The 13,951-nt window shown below is 72.5% G+C and carries 13 protein-coding genes; 9 read left to right on the forward strand and 4 right to left on the reverse strand.

Annotation, left to right across the window (positions count from 1 at the left end; translation table 11 throughout):
* Positions 1-144: 144 nt before the first annotated feature.
* Both RM844_RS28905 and RM844_RS28910 read right to left on the reverse strand, forming a co-directional pair.
* A complete protein-coding gene (locus RM844_RS28905) occupies positions 145-1,362 on the reverse strand; it encodes an IS701 family transposase (protein ID WP_311670368.1) in 1,218 nt (405 codons plus the stop codon).
* 410 nt (positions 1,363-1,772) lie between these two features.
* Complete coding sequence (locus RM844_RS28910) at positions 1,773-2,678, reverse strand: helix-turn-helix transcriptional regulator (RefSeq protein ID WP_311670369.1); 906 nt, start codon at positions 2,676-2,678, stop codon at positions 1,773-1,775.
* Between the two features lie 233 nt (positions 2,679-2,911).
* On the opposite strand from RM844_RS28910, the gene RM844_RS28915 reads away from it, so the two are divergent.
* The 5 genes from RM844_RS28915 to RM844_RS28935 all read left to right on the forward strand — a co-directional run bounded on the left by RM844_RS28915 (position 2,912) and on the right by RM844_RS28935 (position 6,656).
* On the forward strand, positions 2,912-3,232 hold the full coding sequence (locus tag RM844_RS28915) for a transposase (RefSeq protein WP_311670370.1): 321 nt from the start codon (positions 2,912-2,914) through the stop codon (positions 3,230-3,232).
* 249 nt (positions 3,233-3,481) lie between these two features.
* On the forward strand, positions 3,482-4,897 hold the full coding sequence (locus tag RM844_RS28920) for an ankyrin repeat domain-containing protein (protein WP_311670371.1): 1,416 nt from the start codon (positions 3,482-3,484) through the stop codon (positions 4,895-4,897).
* Between the two features lie 101 nt (positions 4,898-4,998).
* Positions 4,999-5,307: a muconolactone Delta-isomerase family protein gene (locus RM844_RS28925; protein ID WP_311670372.1), complete on the forward strand. Its 309-nt coding sequence runs from the start codon at positions 4,999-5,001 to the stop codon at positions 5,305-5,307.
* Positions 5,308-5,458: 151 nt separating this feature from the next.
* Complete coding sequence (locus RM844_RS28930) at positions 5,459-6,154, forward strand: EthD domain-containing protein (protein ID WP_311670373.1); 696 nt, start codon at positions 5,459-5,461, stop codon at positions 6,152-6,154.
* Positions 6,155-6,215: 61 nt separating this feature from the next.
* Positions 6,216-6,656: a nuclear transport factor 2 family protein gene (locus RM844_RS28935; RefSeq protein ID WP_311670374.1), complete on the forward strand. Its 441-nt coding sequence runs from the start codon at positions 6,216-6,218 to the stop codon at positions 6,654-6,656.
* A 78-nt stretch (positions 6,657-6,734) separates the two neighbouring features.
* Here RM844_RS28935 and RM844_RS28940 read toward each other — a convergent pair whose 3' ends face one another.
* The gene (locus tag RM844_RS28940) at positions 6,735-7,598 is read right to left on the reverse strand and encodes an oxidoreductase (RefSeq protein ID WP_311670375.1); all 864 of its coding nucleotides are present in this window, start codon (positions 7,596-7,598) and stop codon (positions 6,735-6,737) included.
* A 128-nt stretch (positions 7,599-7,726) separates the two neighbouring features.
* On the opposite strand from RM844_RS28940, the gene RM844_RS28945 reads away from it, so the two are divergent.
* From RM844_RS28945 to RM844_RS28960, 4 genes are all read left to right on the forward strand, one after another.
* Positions 7,727-8,620: a LysR family transcriptional regulator gene (locus RM844_RS28945; RefSeq protein ID WP_311670376.1), complete on the forward strand. Its 894-nt coding sequence runs from the start codon at positions 7,727-7,729 to the stop codon at positions 8,618-8,620.
* Positions 8,621-8,800: 180 nt separating this feature from the next.
* Positions 8,801-9,877: an aldo/keto reductase gene (locus RM844_RS28950; RefSeq protein WP_311670377.1), complete on the forward strand. Its 1,077-nt coding sequence runs from the start codon at positions 8,801-8,803 to the stop codon at positions 9,875-9,877.
* A gap of 26 nt (positions 9,878-9,903) precedes the next feature.
* The gene (locus tag RM844_RS28955; protein WP_311670378.1) at positions 9,904-11,472 is read left to right on the forward strand and encodes an MFS transporter; all 1,569 of its coding nucleotides are present in this window, start codon (positions 9,904-9,906) and stop codon (positions 11,470-11,472) included.
* Between the two features lie 392 nt (positions 11,473-11,864).
* Positions 11,865-12,548, forward strand: a complete 684-nt coding sequence (locus tag RM844_RS28960; RefSeq protein WP_311670379.1) for a ScbR family autoregulator-binding transcription factor — start codon at positions 11,865-11,867, stop codon at positions 12,546-12,548.
* A gap of 52 nt (positions 12,549-12,600) precedes the next feature.
* On the opposite strand, the gene RM844_RS28965 is transcribed toward RM844_RS28960, so the two are convergent.
* A complete protein-coding gene (locus RM844_RS28965; protein ID WP_311670380.1) occupies positions 12,601-13,899 on the reverse strand; it encodes a maltokinase N-terminal cap-like domain-containing protein in 1,299 nt (432 codons plus the stop codon).
* Positions 13,900-13,951 lie beyond the last annotated feature (52 nt).

Consider the following 13,951-nt stretch of genomic DNA (forward strand, 5'->3'; position numbering starts at 1 on the left):
GGCAACGCGTGCCGTCGTCTGTGCGATCCGTGCCCACAGCGGCAAGCCCTCCTCCACCGCGGGTGAAAGAGGGCTTGCCGCTCGGCCGGCCGGACCGGGGCCCGACGGACGGGGCCGGGGGTGCCCCCGGCCCCGGATGGGTGGTCAGGAGACCCTGGAGGTGCAGGACGGGCAGTCGTCGTGCGCGTCCCGGCCGAGCCTGGCGAAGATGTAGGCGGCCGAGACCATCGTCATGTGGTGGTGCCAGCCGCGGAACGAGCGTCCCTCGAAGTCCCGCAGGCCGAAGTTCAGTTCCAGGTTGTGCATGTCCTCCCGGCTGCGGGACTCCAGGCGGGCCAGTGCCATGAGTTCGTCGATGCGGTGCTCCTTGAGGTTCGTCACCCAGAAGCGCACGGCCTCGCCCTCCGGGGATATCTCGGTCAGCAGTCGGATCGGGTGCGCCGCCGAGCCGTTGGACCCGGGGATCTTGACGAGCGAGGAGCGGACGAAGGACCGCCGGACCGCCGAGGACACCGGGGCCAGGCTGTGGTTGCGCTGGTGCCGGTTGCCCGTCAACGTGTGCAGGTAGTCCCGGGCGGTGAGCACCGTCTCCAGGGAGGGGCCGACGGACCTGCGGGCCAGCGTGGGCCGGCTCCGTAACGCCGGTGACGGGTGGGTGTCGCCCAGTACCCGCAGGGAGTCGCCGACCTCCAGCACGAACGGCAGACCGCCGGAGGCGAGCCGGGTCACCAGCTCGTTGGTCTGCCGCAGGTGCCGGACGTTGGCCACCACCGGGACCCGGGTGAGCCCCCACCGGTCCGCCATCTCCTGCACCATCGCGGCCCCCTCCAGCCATTCGGGGCGGCTCTCCACGTGGTCGGGGATGCGCGCGGTCTGTCGGGTCAGCGTGCCGTCCCAGGCCTTGGGCAGCAGGATGCGCCAGTTCACCGGGACGCTTGAGGTGGCGGTCACCAGCGAGACGGAGAGCCCGACCTGACAGTTCATCATGCGTCCGGCCTCGGGCAGGAACTGCCGCTCGACCCCCACCGAGCGGTCACCTCGCTTGGGGATCACGACCCGGCCGAGGACCCAGGCCTGGGGCGGCGCCACCGACTGGACGTGGCGCGCCAGCATCGCCCGCACCGGCGCCCAGCGCCACGGGCTCTGGTTGATGAACTGTTGGAGCGACTGATGGGCCGGCATCGCGAGAATACTCTCGGCAATCCGCTTGACGGACTTCTTTCCCTTCACCGACAGAAGGCCCCGTAGATAGACCTCGGCCCAGCGTCGCTGATCGACACGTGGAATGGCGGAGAAAATCTCGCTGGCATAGGAGGCGATGGGATCTCTGGTAAACATGGGTACGACGTCGTTCGCAAGCATTCTGTCCCCCTGGCTTGCTCTCTTGGTCTTGGTCTACGCATCATGTTTCACCACAGCCTAGGGTGACGGGCAAGCGGAACCTAACGTAGTTGCAGAAATTCTGGGGCCCATGACTGGACGCGGTCAGAAGGAAATTCCGACCCCCGGTCCAATAAAACCGGCGAGTAAGAAGTGGCGCGCCGTCTGACAGGCGGCGGCAAACCGTACACGGGTCTGGTTGTTTTCCCGCTGTTCACACACGGGCGGCCGCGACCGCCCGGCTCCGATCCGTCGGCGGTCGCCACCGCGACGGGGCCCGGAACGGGGAAGTGCCCTGACGCTCGCGTGGCCGGAAGCTCTTCATGCTTCCGACAGGCAGGAGCGGCAAGGCACTTCGTCGGGGAGATCCTCGCACACGGGCGCCGGGGTGGTCACGGCGAGCCCGGCTCGTCGAGCCGCTGGTGCTCCTGTTCCTGGCGGGCCTGCCTGGCCTCCCGCGCCTCCCGCACGACCGCGCCGAGCCGCTCCAGCGCCCGCACCGACCGGCCGCCGGCCGGCGCGGTGTAGACGACCAGCCGCTGGTCGATGCCGTCGGACAGCCGCAGCGACTCGTAGTCGAGGCTGAGCCGGCCGACCAGCGGGTGGTCGAACTCCTTCCGCCCGCTGCCCCGGTCCTGCACGTCGTGCCGCGCCCACCAGGTGCGGAACTCGTGGCTCTTGACGGAGAGTTCGCCGACCATCGCGGTGATGCCCGGGTCGTCGGGGTAGTGGCCGGCCGACACTCTCAGCTGGGCGATGCCCTGCCGGGCCTCGGCCTCCCAGTCCACGAGCAGCGTGCGGGCCCGTGGGCTGCCGAACGTGAACAGCAGGAAGTTCTGCGGCGGCCGCGGCTCGGCGAGGTAGTCCTCGGCCAGCAGCGCGGCGCCGGCCCCGTTCCACGCCAGGATGTCCATCCGCCGCCCCATCACGTAGGCGGGCGTGCCCTCCAGCACCCCCAGCAGCTGGCGCACGCCTGGCCGGACCCGGTCCACCATGATCCGCCGGCGCGGGCTGCCGGCGCGGGCGAGCAGGTACAGGTGCTCGCGTTCGTCGGCGCTGAGCCGCATGGTGCGGGCCAGCGCGTCCAGCACGGTGGGCGAGGGCCGGGCGGCCTTCCCCTGCTCCAGGCGGATGTAGTAGTCGACGCTGATGCCGGCGAGTTGGGCGACCTCGGCGCGCCGTAGGCCGGGGGCCCGGCGGCGTCCCACCGGCAGCCCGTGGTCCTCCGGGCGGGTCCGGTCGCGCCGGGACCGCAGGAAGTCGGCCAGCTCGCCACGAGTACCGGTATCAGTGGTCATGGGGGAGAGTGTCGCAGCTGGTTACGGCGCGGTGGCCGATGCCGGCGACAGCCAGTACCAGTATGGCAAGTACTAGCTCTCGCTGGGCTCTTCCGCGTCGCCCTCGCCCGGCGCAGTATCGGAGAGTGGCCTCCGTTGTACCGGCCGTGACGCGGGTGTGACCGTGCGCGTGCCCGGGTGCGCGGCGGGCCCGGCTGAGTGACGACGAGACGAGAAGGGGGAGCGAAGACGACATGGCCCGTGCTCCCGTGATGCCGGCCGACGCCAAGGCGCAGATCGTGCTCGGCGTGCTCCGTGGTGAGACGTCGGCCGCCGAGGCGGCCCGCCGGCACGGTGTGTCAGGACAGACGATCAGCATGTGGAAGAAGCAGTTCATCAGCGGCGGGCAGGCCGCCCTCGCCGGGGAGCTGCGCGCCTTCTCGGACGACGAGGACGAACTGCGCCGCGAGATCGAGCGGTTGAAGATCGCCCTGGGCGAGGCGCACCTGCGCCTGCGGTGGCAGACGCACCCCGGCGGCGCCGTGGCCCGCTGCGGCCTCCAGCCGTCCTGCTGAGGCCGCGGCGCCGCGCCGCCCGGCGGGCCGCCGCGCGCGTCACCGATTCCCGCACCGGCCGGTGACCGGGATACTCCGTCAAGTTGCACAAACCTCGTGGGAAAAGCCCCGATCACTGTTGGGTGGTATCTGGGCTGCCGTTTACTCGTGGCGTTGGCCCGGCAGAGAACGCCGGCCGCTTCAGGAACTCGCTGCGAATTCAGCCCACGGAGGTTTCCCATGAACACGGCGGAGGATACGCGTGCCGTCATGCTCGGAATATTCGACGATCTGGCGGCCGGAAATCTGGCGGGCGTGACGGAGTCACTGGCCCGTGACGTCATTTATGAGAACCCGGCCGGAGAACAGTACGCGGCGCTGCCGGACAGCGGCGTGTGGCGGGGCCGGGAGGCGGTCGTCGAGGCGTTCCGGCGGCGCGCCCAACTCGTCGACGTCCTCGAACTCCAGCAGCGCGACGTGGTCGCCGAGGGCGACCGGGCGCTGGTCGTCACCTACCAGCGCATCCGGCACCTGCTGACCGGTGCCGAGGCGGGCTACGAGGCGTCGGCGCTGCTGTCCCTGGACGACGAGGGCCTGGTGCGCTACTGGCGGGTGCTGTCGGAGAGCGCGGCGGAGGCCGACGTCTTCGACTCCGACCTGGACGAGCGGCTGCTGGCCGCCGTGCGGGCCGGCGACTCCCGGGAGGTCGGCGCGCTGCTGCGGCGCGGCGCCGACCCCAACCACCGGGAGACGGCGACCGGGCTGACCACCCTCCAGACGGCCGCCGGGCTGGGCGAGGCCACCGTGGTCGCGGCGCTGGTCGCGGCCGGCGGCGACGTGCACAGCGCGGACAGCCGGGCCGGCGGCACCGCCCTGCACAAGGCCGTCCAGCGCGGTGACCTGCGCACCATCCGGGTGCTTGTCGAGGCGGGCGCGTTCGTCGACGCGGTGGCCCCCACCACCGGGCACACCCCGCTGATGGACGCCCTCTGGTACAAGTGGCCCGACGTCGTCGCCTACCTGCTGGAGCGGAACGCCGGCCTCGGCCTGCACACGCACTACGGGTTCTCGCTGCGCGAGCACTTCGAGTACGAGCTGAACGTGAACACCCGGGGCAAGGACAAGCTGCTGGTCGCCGAGCAGCTCCTCCAGACCAGGACCCGGGAGGACGAGCGGGCGGCCGGCGAGCAACGGCTGATGGCCGCCGTGACGGAGGGCGACCAGGCCGCCGTGCGGGGCCTGCTCGCCAGCGGCGCGGCCGTCGACGAGCGGTTCCCGGTGCTCAACGGCTTCAACGACCTGCACACGCCGCTGCTGGTGGCCTCCCGCGACGGGCACACCGAGATCGTGCGGCTGCTGCTGGACGCCGGCGCGGACGTGAACGCGACGGAGCCCACCTTCGGCGCCGTCCCGCTGCACAAGGCCGTCTACAACGGGCACGCCGACATCACCCGGATTCTCGTCGAACGGCCCGGCATCGACCTCGACTTCCAGGGCGCGACCAACGGCTACTCGCCGCTGCACGACGCCCTGTGGCACGGCTACGAGGAGTGCGCCCGGGTGCTGATGGCGGCCGGCGCCAGGACCGACCTGGTCGGCCACGACGGCAAGACGCCGCTGGACGTCGCCACCGAGTCCTTCGGCGCCGAGCACCCGCTCGTCCGCGAACTGGCCGCGCTGGGCTGACGCCCCAGGCCGGCCACCGCCGGGCGTCCCGTGCCGCCGGGCCCCGCCCCGTTCCGTCCCGCCCCACCCAGTCCCGTCCTGTCCTACCGAAAGGAACACCCATGCTCTTCTACGTCCAGATGCGCTGGAACCACGAGGGCCGCATCGACCTCGACGAACTCTGGGAGATCGAGCAGGAGGAGGCCGAGCACGCCCAGGAGACCCTCGACTCCGGCTTCTGTGTCGGGATCTGGAAGGTCGCGGCCCAGAAGCGGGTCATCGCCATCATCGACTCCCCCGACGCCGAGGAACTCGACCGCACGGCCCTGGGCCGCCTGCCCATGCGGGACTACCTGGAGTTCGAGGCGGTCTGGCCGCTCCGCGACTACCTGGGGTTCGCCGCGGACGTGAAGGCCCGCTACCGGGTCTGACCGCCCACCGCCCCGCCGGCCCCCGGGCCGCGTCCCCAACCCCCGTTCCCGGCGGGCCGGTTACCCGATCCCGGCCCCCGGGAGCCCAGTTCCCCAGACCTCAGATCCTCAGATCCCCAGTCCCCAGACCCCAGAAGAGAGGGCCGTACCCGTGATCCACCAGCTGATCTTCGCCGCGCCCAAGCCGGGCATGACGGAGGAGGAGTTCCAGCGGTACTGGCTGGACGTGCACGCCGTCCGCTACGCCAGCCGCATTCCGCAGATCCGGCGCTACGCCGTCGACACCAGGATCGCCGAGCCCGGCGAGACCGGCGAGCCGCTGTGGAGCGGCATCGCCGAGATCTGGCTGGCCAACGAGGAGGAGCAGGTGGCCTCCCTCCAGACCCCGGAGTTCCTGGAGGGGGCCCGCCTCGACGAGCCGCGCTGGGCCGCGTTCTGGCGCACCGTGGTGCTGGACACCGACACCGAGATCGTGGTGCCCGGCGCTCCGGAGACCGCCGTGCAGCCCGGCGTCAAGGTCGTGATGCTGGCGAAGCGCCGCGAGGGCATGACCGTCGAGGAGTTCCGGCGCCACAGCCGGCAGACCCACGCGCCGCTGACCAGCCGGCTGCCCGGGCTGCGCCGCTACTACCAGTCGTTCACCAGGGACGGGTGGTACGGGCTGAGCGAGCCGCCGTTCGACGCCGCCTACCACCTGTGGTTCGACGACGTGAGCGCGCTCCGCCAGGCCGCGGGCACGCCCGAACAGGCCGCCGTCGAGGCCGACTTCGGCAACTTCGTCAACCGCCGCTACCTGCACCGGCTCACCGTGCGCCAGCACTGGGTGGTCGGCCCGCAGGGCCGGTGACGCCCGCCGCCCGGTCGGCGGCGGACATCCGAGACAGACACCGAGAACGAGGAGCACCATCATGAGCCTGACCAACGAAGCGGCCGTCACGGAGGCCACTCGGCAGGTCGCCACCACCTGGTTCAACGCCGTGACCAGCGGCGACTTCGAGTTGGCGGTCAGCCTGCTCGACGAGAACGTCGAGTGGGTCAACTACACGCCGGTACCCGGCTTCAACGACGCGATGCCGTGGATCGGCACCCGGCGCGGCCCGGCCGACGTGGTCGACAGCCTGCGGATCTTCACCGGCCTGGTCGACGTCGAGTTCGAGGAGCTGGTGGACCTGACCGTGGACGGCGACAGCGCCATGGGCATCATCCACGAGCGGTCGACCGTCAAGGAGACCGGCCGTGTCTTCGAGATCGAGTTCGTGCAGTACCTGAAGGTGCGCGACGGGCAGATCGTGTTCTGGAAGTCCTACACCGACCCCTCGCAGATCCTGCGGGCGCTGCCGGGCCGCTGACCCGCGCGACCGGGCCCCGCCCGCGCACCCTGGTTCCAACGGTGCGCGGGCGGGGCCCGGTGTCGGGTCCGCCGACGGTCAGGACTCCGGGAAGTTGACGTCCCGGCCGAGCTTCTCCCAGGTGACCAACTCCTGGCGCATGGAGTCGAGATGGGCGAAGAGCCCGTCGAAGGAGTCGTTGCCCAGCGGCAGCCGCAGCGGCGTGGTCTCGGCGTCCAGCGCGGTGAGGATGGCGGCTGCGGCCTTCGCCGGGTCGCCCGGCTGGCTGCCGTCCACACCCTTGATGAAGCTGCGGGTCGGGCCCACCGTCTCGGCGTACGCCTCCAGCTCCGCGGACTCGTGCAGCGCGCTGCCGGAGAACTCGGTGCGGAAGGCGCCCGGTTCGACGATCAGCGTCTTGATGCCGAGCGGCGCGACCTCGGCGGCCAGCGCCACCGACAGGCCCTCCAGCGCGAACTTGGTGGCCGAGTAGGCGGAGAACCCGGCGACCGAGGTCTGCCCGCCGAAGCTGCTGATCTGCACGACCGCGCCGGAGCCCTGGGCCCGCATGTGCGGCAGCGCCGCCCGCACCAGCGCCGCCGGGCCGAAGAAGTGCACGTCCATCAGGTCGCGCAGCTCGCGGTCCGTGGTCTCCTCGACCGCGCCGACCTGGCCGTGGCCCGCGTTGTTGACCAGCACGTCTATCCGCCCGTACCAGAGCACGACCTCGGCGACGACCTCGGTGATCCGGGCGTTGTCGGTGACGTCGAGCTGGACGGCCGCCGCCCGGTCCGGGTGGCTGGCGAGCAGGTCGTTCAGGGTCTCCGGGCGGCGGGCGGTGGCGACCACCGTGTCACCGGCGGCCAGCGCGGCCTCGGCGATGGCCCGCCCGAAGCCCGACGACGCACCGGTGATGAGCCAGACGCGCCCGCTCGCGTTCCGGGTGGGAGTAGGGCTGCTCACGTGGAACCTCCGGGTCTCGTCCCGCGTCACGTCGACACGGAATCAACGCGGAAACGGTGTCGCACCCGCCCGCCCGGTGTCCAAGAGAGAACCTCACTCACGTCATAGAGCGTGTTTATCATCGCAGTATGGAGCTGCGTCAACTTCGGTATCTCGTGGCGATCGCGGACGAGGGAAACCTGGGTCGCGCCGCGCGACTTCTCTATGTCAGCCAGCCGACCCTCTCCTACGCGCTCCGCACGCTGGAATCCGAGTTGGGGGTGCGGCTCTTCGACCGGCATCCGGGCGGGGTGACCGCGACGGAGGCCGGCGGCGAGGTGATCGCGGAGGCCCGCCGCACGTTACGCCAGGCCGACCGCGTCCACGCGGCGGCCGACCGCCACCGGCGGGGTGAGGGCGAGCTGCTGCGGGTGGGCTTCCAGGCCAGCGGCGCCGGCGAGTTGACCGCCAGGGCACGCGCCGAGTTCGCCCGCCAGTACCCGGCGATCCTCGTGCAGCCGTGCCGGTTCGACTGGGGCGAGGAGGGCACCGCGCTCCGCGACGGGCGGGCCGACGTGGCGTTCATCTGGCTGCCCGCCGACCTGACCGGCCTCACCGCCGAGGTGGTGCACACCGAGACCCGGGTGGTCGGCTTCCCCGTCGGCCACCGCCTCGCCGGCCGCGCCGAGGTGCCCCTGGACGCCGTCAGGGACGAGCCGTTGACCTGGACGGAGCGCGCCCCGCGCGACTGGGTCGACTGGTGGGCGGTCAACCCCAGGCCGGACGGCTCCAGTCCGCGGTGGGGGCCCACCAACAACAACGTCGAGGAGATGCTGGAGCAGGTCGCGGCGGGCGTGGCGATCTGCTTCGGGCCCGCCAGCATGGCGCGCTACTACGCCAGGCCCGACCTCGCCTGGGTGCCCCTGACCGGGGTGGACCCGATGCGCGTCGCCCTGGCCTGGGTGCGGGGCGCGGAGACCCTGGCCATCCGGGGGTTCGCCCGGGTGGTGCGCGAACTCGCCGGGGAGGCGGCCGAAAGCTGACCTCGGCATTCCCCTTCCGCTCTCCCGAATCACGCTTTCGTCAACTGCACGTAGTGCGCGAGAAGAATTCCGCGCCACGTGGTCGGCATTCCGGAACCGCACATACTCCCAAGTGTCCGCCGGGGCGACGCTGCCGCCCCGAACCGGCGGGAATCCAACCACGTGCACCGGGAGAGTTTCATGAAGTACGAGATTCTGGGCAAGACCGGCCTCCGCGTCTCCGAGTTGGCGCTGGGCGCCCTGACCTTCGGCGAGGACTGGGGCTGGGGCGCGCCCAAGGAGACCAGCGCGCGCCTCCTCGACCTGTACGCCGAGGCCGGCGGCAACTTCATCGACACCGCCAACTTCTACGTCGACGGCGGCTCCGAGCGGATGCTGGGCGAGCTGCTGAAGGGCCGGCGCGAGCGCTTCATCCTGGCCACGAAGTACACCGTCGAGAGCGACCCCACCGACGTCAACTCGGCGGGCAACCACAAGAAGAGCCTGGTGGCCTCCCTGGAGGCGAGCCTCCGCCGCCTCCAGACCGACCACATCGACCTGTTCTGGGTGCACGCCCACGACGTGCTCACCCCCGTCTCGGAGATCATGCGCATCCTCGACGACCAGGTCAGGGCCGGGAAGATCGGCCACGTCGGCGTCTCCAACTGGCCCGCCTGGGAGGTGGCGCAGGCCAACACGCTCGCCGAGCTGCGGGGTTGGTCCCCGTTCGTCGGCCTGGAGATCCGCTACAACGTGCTGACCCGGGACGCCGAGCGCGAGTTGCTGCCGATGGCCCGCGCGTTCGACATCCCGGTGTTCGCCTGGGGCGCGCTGGCCGAGGGGCGGCTGACCGGCAAGTACCTGACCGGCGGCGCCGGCCGGCTGTCCGTCATCGAGGCCGAGGAGCACACCAAGGCCGGCAGCGACGACGTGGTGCGCGAGGTGGTCCGGATAGCCGAGGAGGGCGGCTGGACGCCGGCGCAGGTCTCGCTGGCCTGGCTGCGCAGCCGGCCGGGCGTGGTCATCCCGATCCTCGGTGCCACCAAGGAGCACCAGCTCGTCGACAACCTGGGCGCCGTCGATGTCACCCTCAGCGCCGAGCAGTTGGCCCGCCTGGAGGCGACCAGCGACTTCACGCTCGGCTACCCGCACGACATGGTGCGCCAGGAGGTGACCCTCTCCAAGGTCTACGGCTCGCGGTGGCGGGAGATCGCCGACCACCGCACGACCGTCGGCCGCGGCGTCAACGACGGCCTGGTCCCGCCGCCGGCCGTCTGAGCCGGCCGATCGAGAGGGATGGCCTCATGTCTGTCAGCGAATCCGTCGGCGGCGACGTCGGCGGTTCCGCCCGCCCGCCGGAGCGCGGCGCCCCGCCGCCGCGCTCCGGCGCGGCCGCGGCCCAGGGACCGGGCGGCCGCCGCCCGTTCCTGATCCTCGCCGTCACCTGCGCGGTGATGTTCCTCGACTCGCTCGACACCTCGACGGTGGGGGTGGCGCTCCCCAACATCCAGGACGACCTGTCGATGAGCACCACCTCGCTCCAGTGGCTGGTGTCCGGGTACACGATCGCCTACGGCGGCCTGCTGCTGGTCGGCGGCAAGGCCGCGGACCTGCTGGGCCGGCGCCGGGTGCTGGTCTGGGGGCTCGGGGTGTTCGTCGTCGCCAGCGTCGTCGGCGGGCTGATGACCGAGCCGACCGCGCTGATCGCGTCCAGGTTCGCCAAGGGGATGGCCGCCGCCTTCACGGCCCCCGCGGCCTTCTCCATCCTCACCACCGAGTTCCGGGAGGGCCCGGAGCGGAACCGGGCGGTGTCCGCCTACGGCGCGACCGCCGGCCTCGGGTTCAGCACCGGGCTGGTCGCCTCGGGGCTGTTGACCGAGATCAGCTGGCGGATGGTCTTCATCATCCCGGGCCTGCTGGGGCTGGTGCTGCTGGTGCTGGTGCCGCTCGTGATCCGGCCGGACACCCCGCGCCCGGCCGGCGTCCGGCGCTCCTTCGACCCCGGCGGCGGGCTGCTGGTGACCTCGGCGCTGGTGCTCTTCGTGCTGGCCCTGGTGCAGGCGGCCGAGTACGGCTGGGGCGCGGTGGCGACGCTGGGCCCGCTGCTGGTCTCGGCCGTGCTGGCGGTGCTCTTCGTCGTGGTCGAGTCCCGGCACCGGGCGCCGATGCTGCCGCTGGAGATCTTCCGCTCCCGGGTCAGGTCGGCCTCCTACCTGGTCGCCGTCCTGCACGGCGCCGCGGCGATCGGCTGGCAGTTCGCCATGGTCCTGTACTTCCAGGAGGTCCTCGACTACGGCGCGGTGCGCACCGCGCTGGCGATGATCCCCATCGGCGTCGCGGTCTTCGTCACCGCGCAGTTCGCCACCCCGCGGCTGGTCGGCCGGTTCGGCACCCGGGCCGTCTGCCTGGCGGGGCTCGTCCTCCAGGCTGGATCGCTGGCGTGGTTCGCCCAGGTCGGGCACGAGGACCGGTACCTGACGCTCACCCTGCCGACCATGGTCCTGCACGCCGTCGCCGGCGGCCTGGTGTACTCGGCCGCGAACATCGGCGGCGTGAGCGGGGTCGCGAACGAGCGCCAGGGGCTGGCGGCCGGCCTGTGCAACTCGGCCTACGTCACCGGCACCGGGCTGGGCACGGCGATCCTGGCGGGCGTCATCGCGACGACGACCGGGGACGCCGCGGCGCCGCCGCTCGCCGCGTTCCAGCACGCCTTCCTGGCCGGTGCCGCGCTGGCGGCCGCCGGGCTGCTGGTGGCCCTGGTCGGGTTGCCGCACGGTGCCCGGATCGGTGCGCACGGCGGCCCGGGGGCGGAGTCCGCCGCGCGCGCCGAACGGGCCGGGCGGGGCGAGGGGCCGGCGCGTTCCGCGCGGTGACCCGTCCCGTCCGTCCCGTCCGTCCCGTCCGATCCTCCGGTTCCGGCCGAGCTACGCGCCCACTCGGGCCCGCACCCGATCTCCTCGTCTCCACCGCCTTCTGCCGCGTTCGGCTGCGTTCGACTGAGTTCGGTTGTGTTCAACGGTGTTGCCGCTGTATTCCACCGCATTCCTGATATCCACCGCGTTTCGCCCCATGTCGTCGGCAGGCCTGTCGGCGGCACGGGGCGGACCGCGTTGGAGTGCGTTCTAAGGGTTCCCGGGGTGGTGAATGGGCAGCGTTGCTTTGGTCACCGCGTGTAGTGTTGGGGGGGACAAGATCCGTTGGGTGTGAAACCGACGATCAGGGCGCTTCGCCGCCTGTCCATGGGGATACCCGGGGGGAGATTCTGTTGGCTATTCAACAGCGGGCGCTACAGACCAGGCGTCGCGTGCTGGAGGCGGCGGCGGTCGTATTCGACGAGCAGGCGTTCAATTCTGCGAGCATCTCCTCGATACTCCGCCGCGCCCGGGTCACCAAAGGGGCGCTGTATTTCCATTTCGGGTCCAAGGAGGAGTTAGCCCGCAGCGTGATGGAGGAACAGAAGCGCTGTCTCGTGCTGACCAACACGGGGCTGCACGTCCAGACCGTCATCGACATCACCCAGGGCGTGGCCCGGCTGATACCCGCCGATCCCACGCTGCGCGCGAGTTTCCGGCTGACGGTGGAGCAGGGCGCGATGGGGCAGGAGGACCCGAGCCTGTACCGCTGGTGGCTGGGCATCTACTGCGCCCACCTCGTCCAGGCCAGGCACGCCGGCGAGTTGGCCGCCGGCGTCGACCCGGAGGACATCGCGCACCTGGTGGTCGGCGCGTTCACCGGCACCCACCTCCTGACCCGGGTGCTCCACTCCCACCAGGACCTGGTCGAACGCGTCGCCGCCTTCTGGCGCACCGTGCTGCCCGGGCTCGTCACCGAACGGGTGCTGCCGCGGCTCGCGCCGTACGGCAGCGGCGACCTCCAGGCCGCGCTGAAGGGGGCGCGCCGGGAGGGCACCGCCGCCACGACGGGCGCGCCCCGGTCGACGGCTCCCTGAGGAGCCTCGTCGACCGGGGCGGACGGTCCCGGACCCGGACGGGTCCGGGCCGTCAGGCGGCCTCGGCGGTGCCGGTCAGCAGGCGGTCCAGCGCCCGGGCCGGCAGCCACGCCCAGTCCGGCCGGTGCTGGACCTCGTACGCCACCTCGTAGACCGCCTTGTCCAACACGTAGGCGGTCAGCAGCCACCGTTCGGCGTCGCGGCCGGCGCCGCCCGCCGCGGCGGCGTACCCGGCCAGGAACGCCCGCTGGTGGTGGCCGGCCCAGCGGGCCGCGCGCGCCAGGCCGCGCCGGTCGTCGCCGGCCCGGTGGTGGGCCGCGTAGTCGAACGACCGCAGCATGCCGGCGAGATCCCGCAGCGGCGAGTCGGGACGGTCCCGCTCCGCCGGGGTGGCCAGCGGCTCGCCCTCGAAGTCGATCACCAGCCAGTCGTCGCCGGTCCGCAGCGCCTGCCCCAGGTGCAGGTCGCCGTGGATCAGCTGCGCCGCCGGCCCGCCCGCGGCGGCCGCCGGCCCGGGGCCCCAGAGCGGCCGGGCCACCGCCCGGAACTCGGCGCGCAGCCGCGCTGCGTGCCGGGCGAGCCGCGGCGCGACGGCGAGCGCCCGGTCCAGCCGGGCGAGGAAACCCTCGGACAGCCGCCCGAAGTCCGCCGCCGTCAGCGGCCGCTCGCCGCCCGCGGTGGCCAGGCCCCGGTGCACCGCGGCGACGGCCGCGCCCAGCGCGCCGGCCTCGGCCCGCAGGTCGCCGAAGGTCCTGGCGTGTTCCAGCGCGAGCGCCCAGCCGTCCACGGCGTCCGGCAGGTACTCCTGGAGCGTCGCGTGGGTGGTGCCGGAGGCCGCGTCCTCGACGGCGCCGAGCAGCGGCTTCACGTTCGGGCAGCCGGCCTCGACCAGCGCCCGGTGCACCGTCAGGTCCCGGTTGGGGCCGGCGGTCTGCCGGCGGAAGACCTTCAGCACGTACCGCTCGTCGATCACCACGGAGCTGTTGCTCTGCTCCACGCCCAGGGGCCGGACGGCCGGCGCCTCGCCGAGCGCGGCGGCCACCGCCGGCGCGGCCCGCGTCAGGAGCGCGGTGACCAGCCGGGGGTCGTGCAGCGCGTCGTACACGGCGACGCCGTCGATGACGGCGACCAGCGCCTCGGCGGGCAGCCCGGCCGGGTGGCCCACGCCCAGCGGCAGCAGGTAGGTGTCGTCGGTCGGGCCGAGCCGCACCGTCGCGAGGACGCCGTCGCCGGCGGCCGTGAACGGCCGCGCCGCGACCACCGCGGCCGGCCCGGTCACGGCCGGCCCGGCGTACCAGCGCTGCCGCGCCGTCCAGGCGGCGAGCGACGCCGCCGGCAGCGCCGCCAGCACGCCGGACGGGTCGGCCCCGCCGGCCGCACGACGAGCCGCGGCACGAGCCGGG

This window comes from Streptomyces chisholmiae, from assembly GCF_031845445.1.
GTDB classification, from domain to species: Bacteria; Actinomycetota; Actinomycetes; order Streptomycetales; family Streptomycetaceae; genus Streptomyces; species Streptomyces chisholmiae.

Bases quoted from the DNA above. Each gene is read 5' to 3' on its own strand.
- RM844_RS28905 (WP_311670368.1), bottom strand. From the start codon at position 1,362: ATGCTTGCGAACGACGTCGTACCCATGTTTACCAGAGATCCCATCGCC.
- RM844_RS28910 (WP_311670369.1), bottom strand. From the start codon at position 2,678: ATGACCACTGATACCGGTACTCGTGGCGAGCTGGCCGACTTCCTGCGG.
- RM844_RS28915 (WP_311670370.1), top strand. From the start codon at position 2,912: ATGGCCCGTGCTCCCGTGATGCCGGCCGACGCCAAGGCGCAGATCGTG.
- RM844_RS28920 (WP_311670371.1), top strand. From the start codon at position 3,482: ATGCTCGGAATATTCGACGATCTGGCGGCCGGAAATCTGGCGGGCGTG.
- RM844_RS28925 (WP_311670372.1), top strand. From the start codon at position 4,999: ATGCTCTTCTACGTCCAGATGCGCTGGAACCACGAGGGCCGCATCGAC.
- RM844_RS28935 (WP_311670374.1), top strand. From the start codon at position 6,216: ATGAGCCTGACCAACGAAGCGGCCGTCACGGAGGCCACTCGGCAGGTC.
- RM844_RS28945 (WP_311670376.1), top strand. From the start codon at position 7,727: ATGGAGCTGCGTCAACTTCGGTATCTCGTGGCGATCGCGGACGAGGGA.
- RM844_RS28950 (WP_311670377.1), top strand. From the start codon at position 8,801: ATGAAGTACGAGATTCTGGGCAAGACCGGCCTCCGCGTCTCCGAGTTG.
- RM844_RS28955 (WP_311670378.1), top strand. From the start codon at position 9,904: ATGTCTGTCAGCGAATCCGTCGGCGGCGACGTCGGCGGTTCCGCCCGC.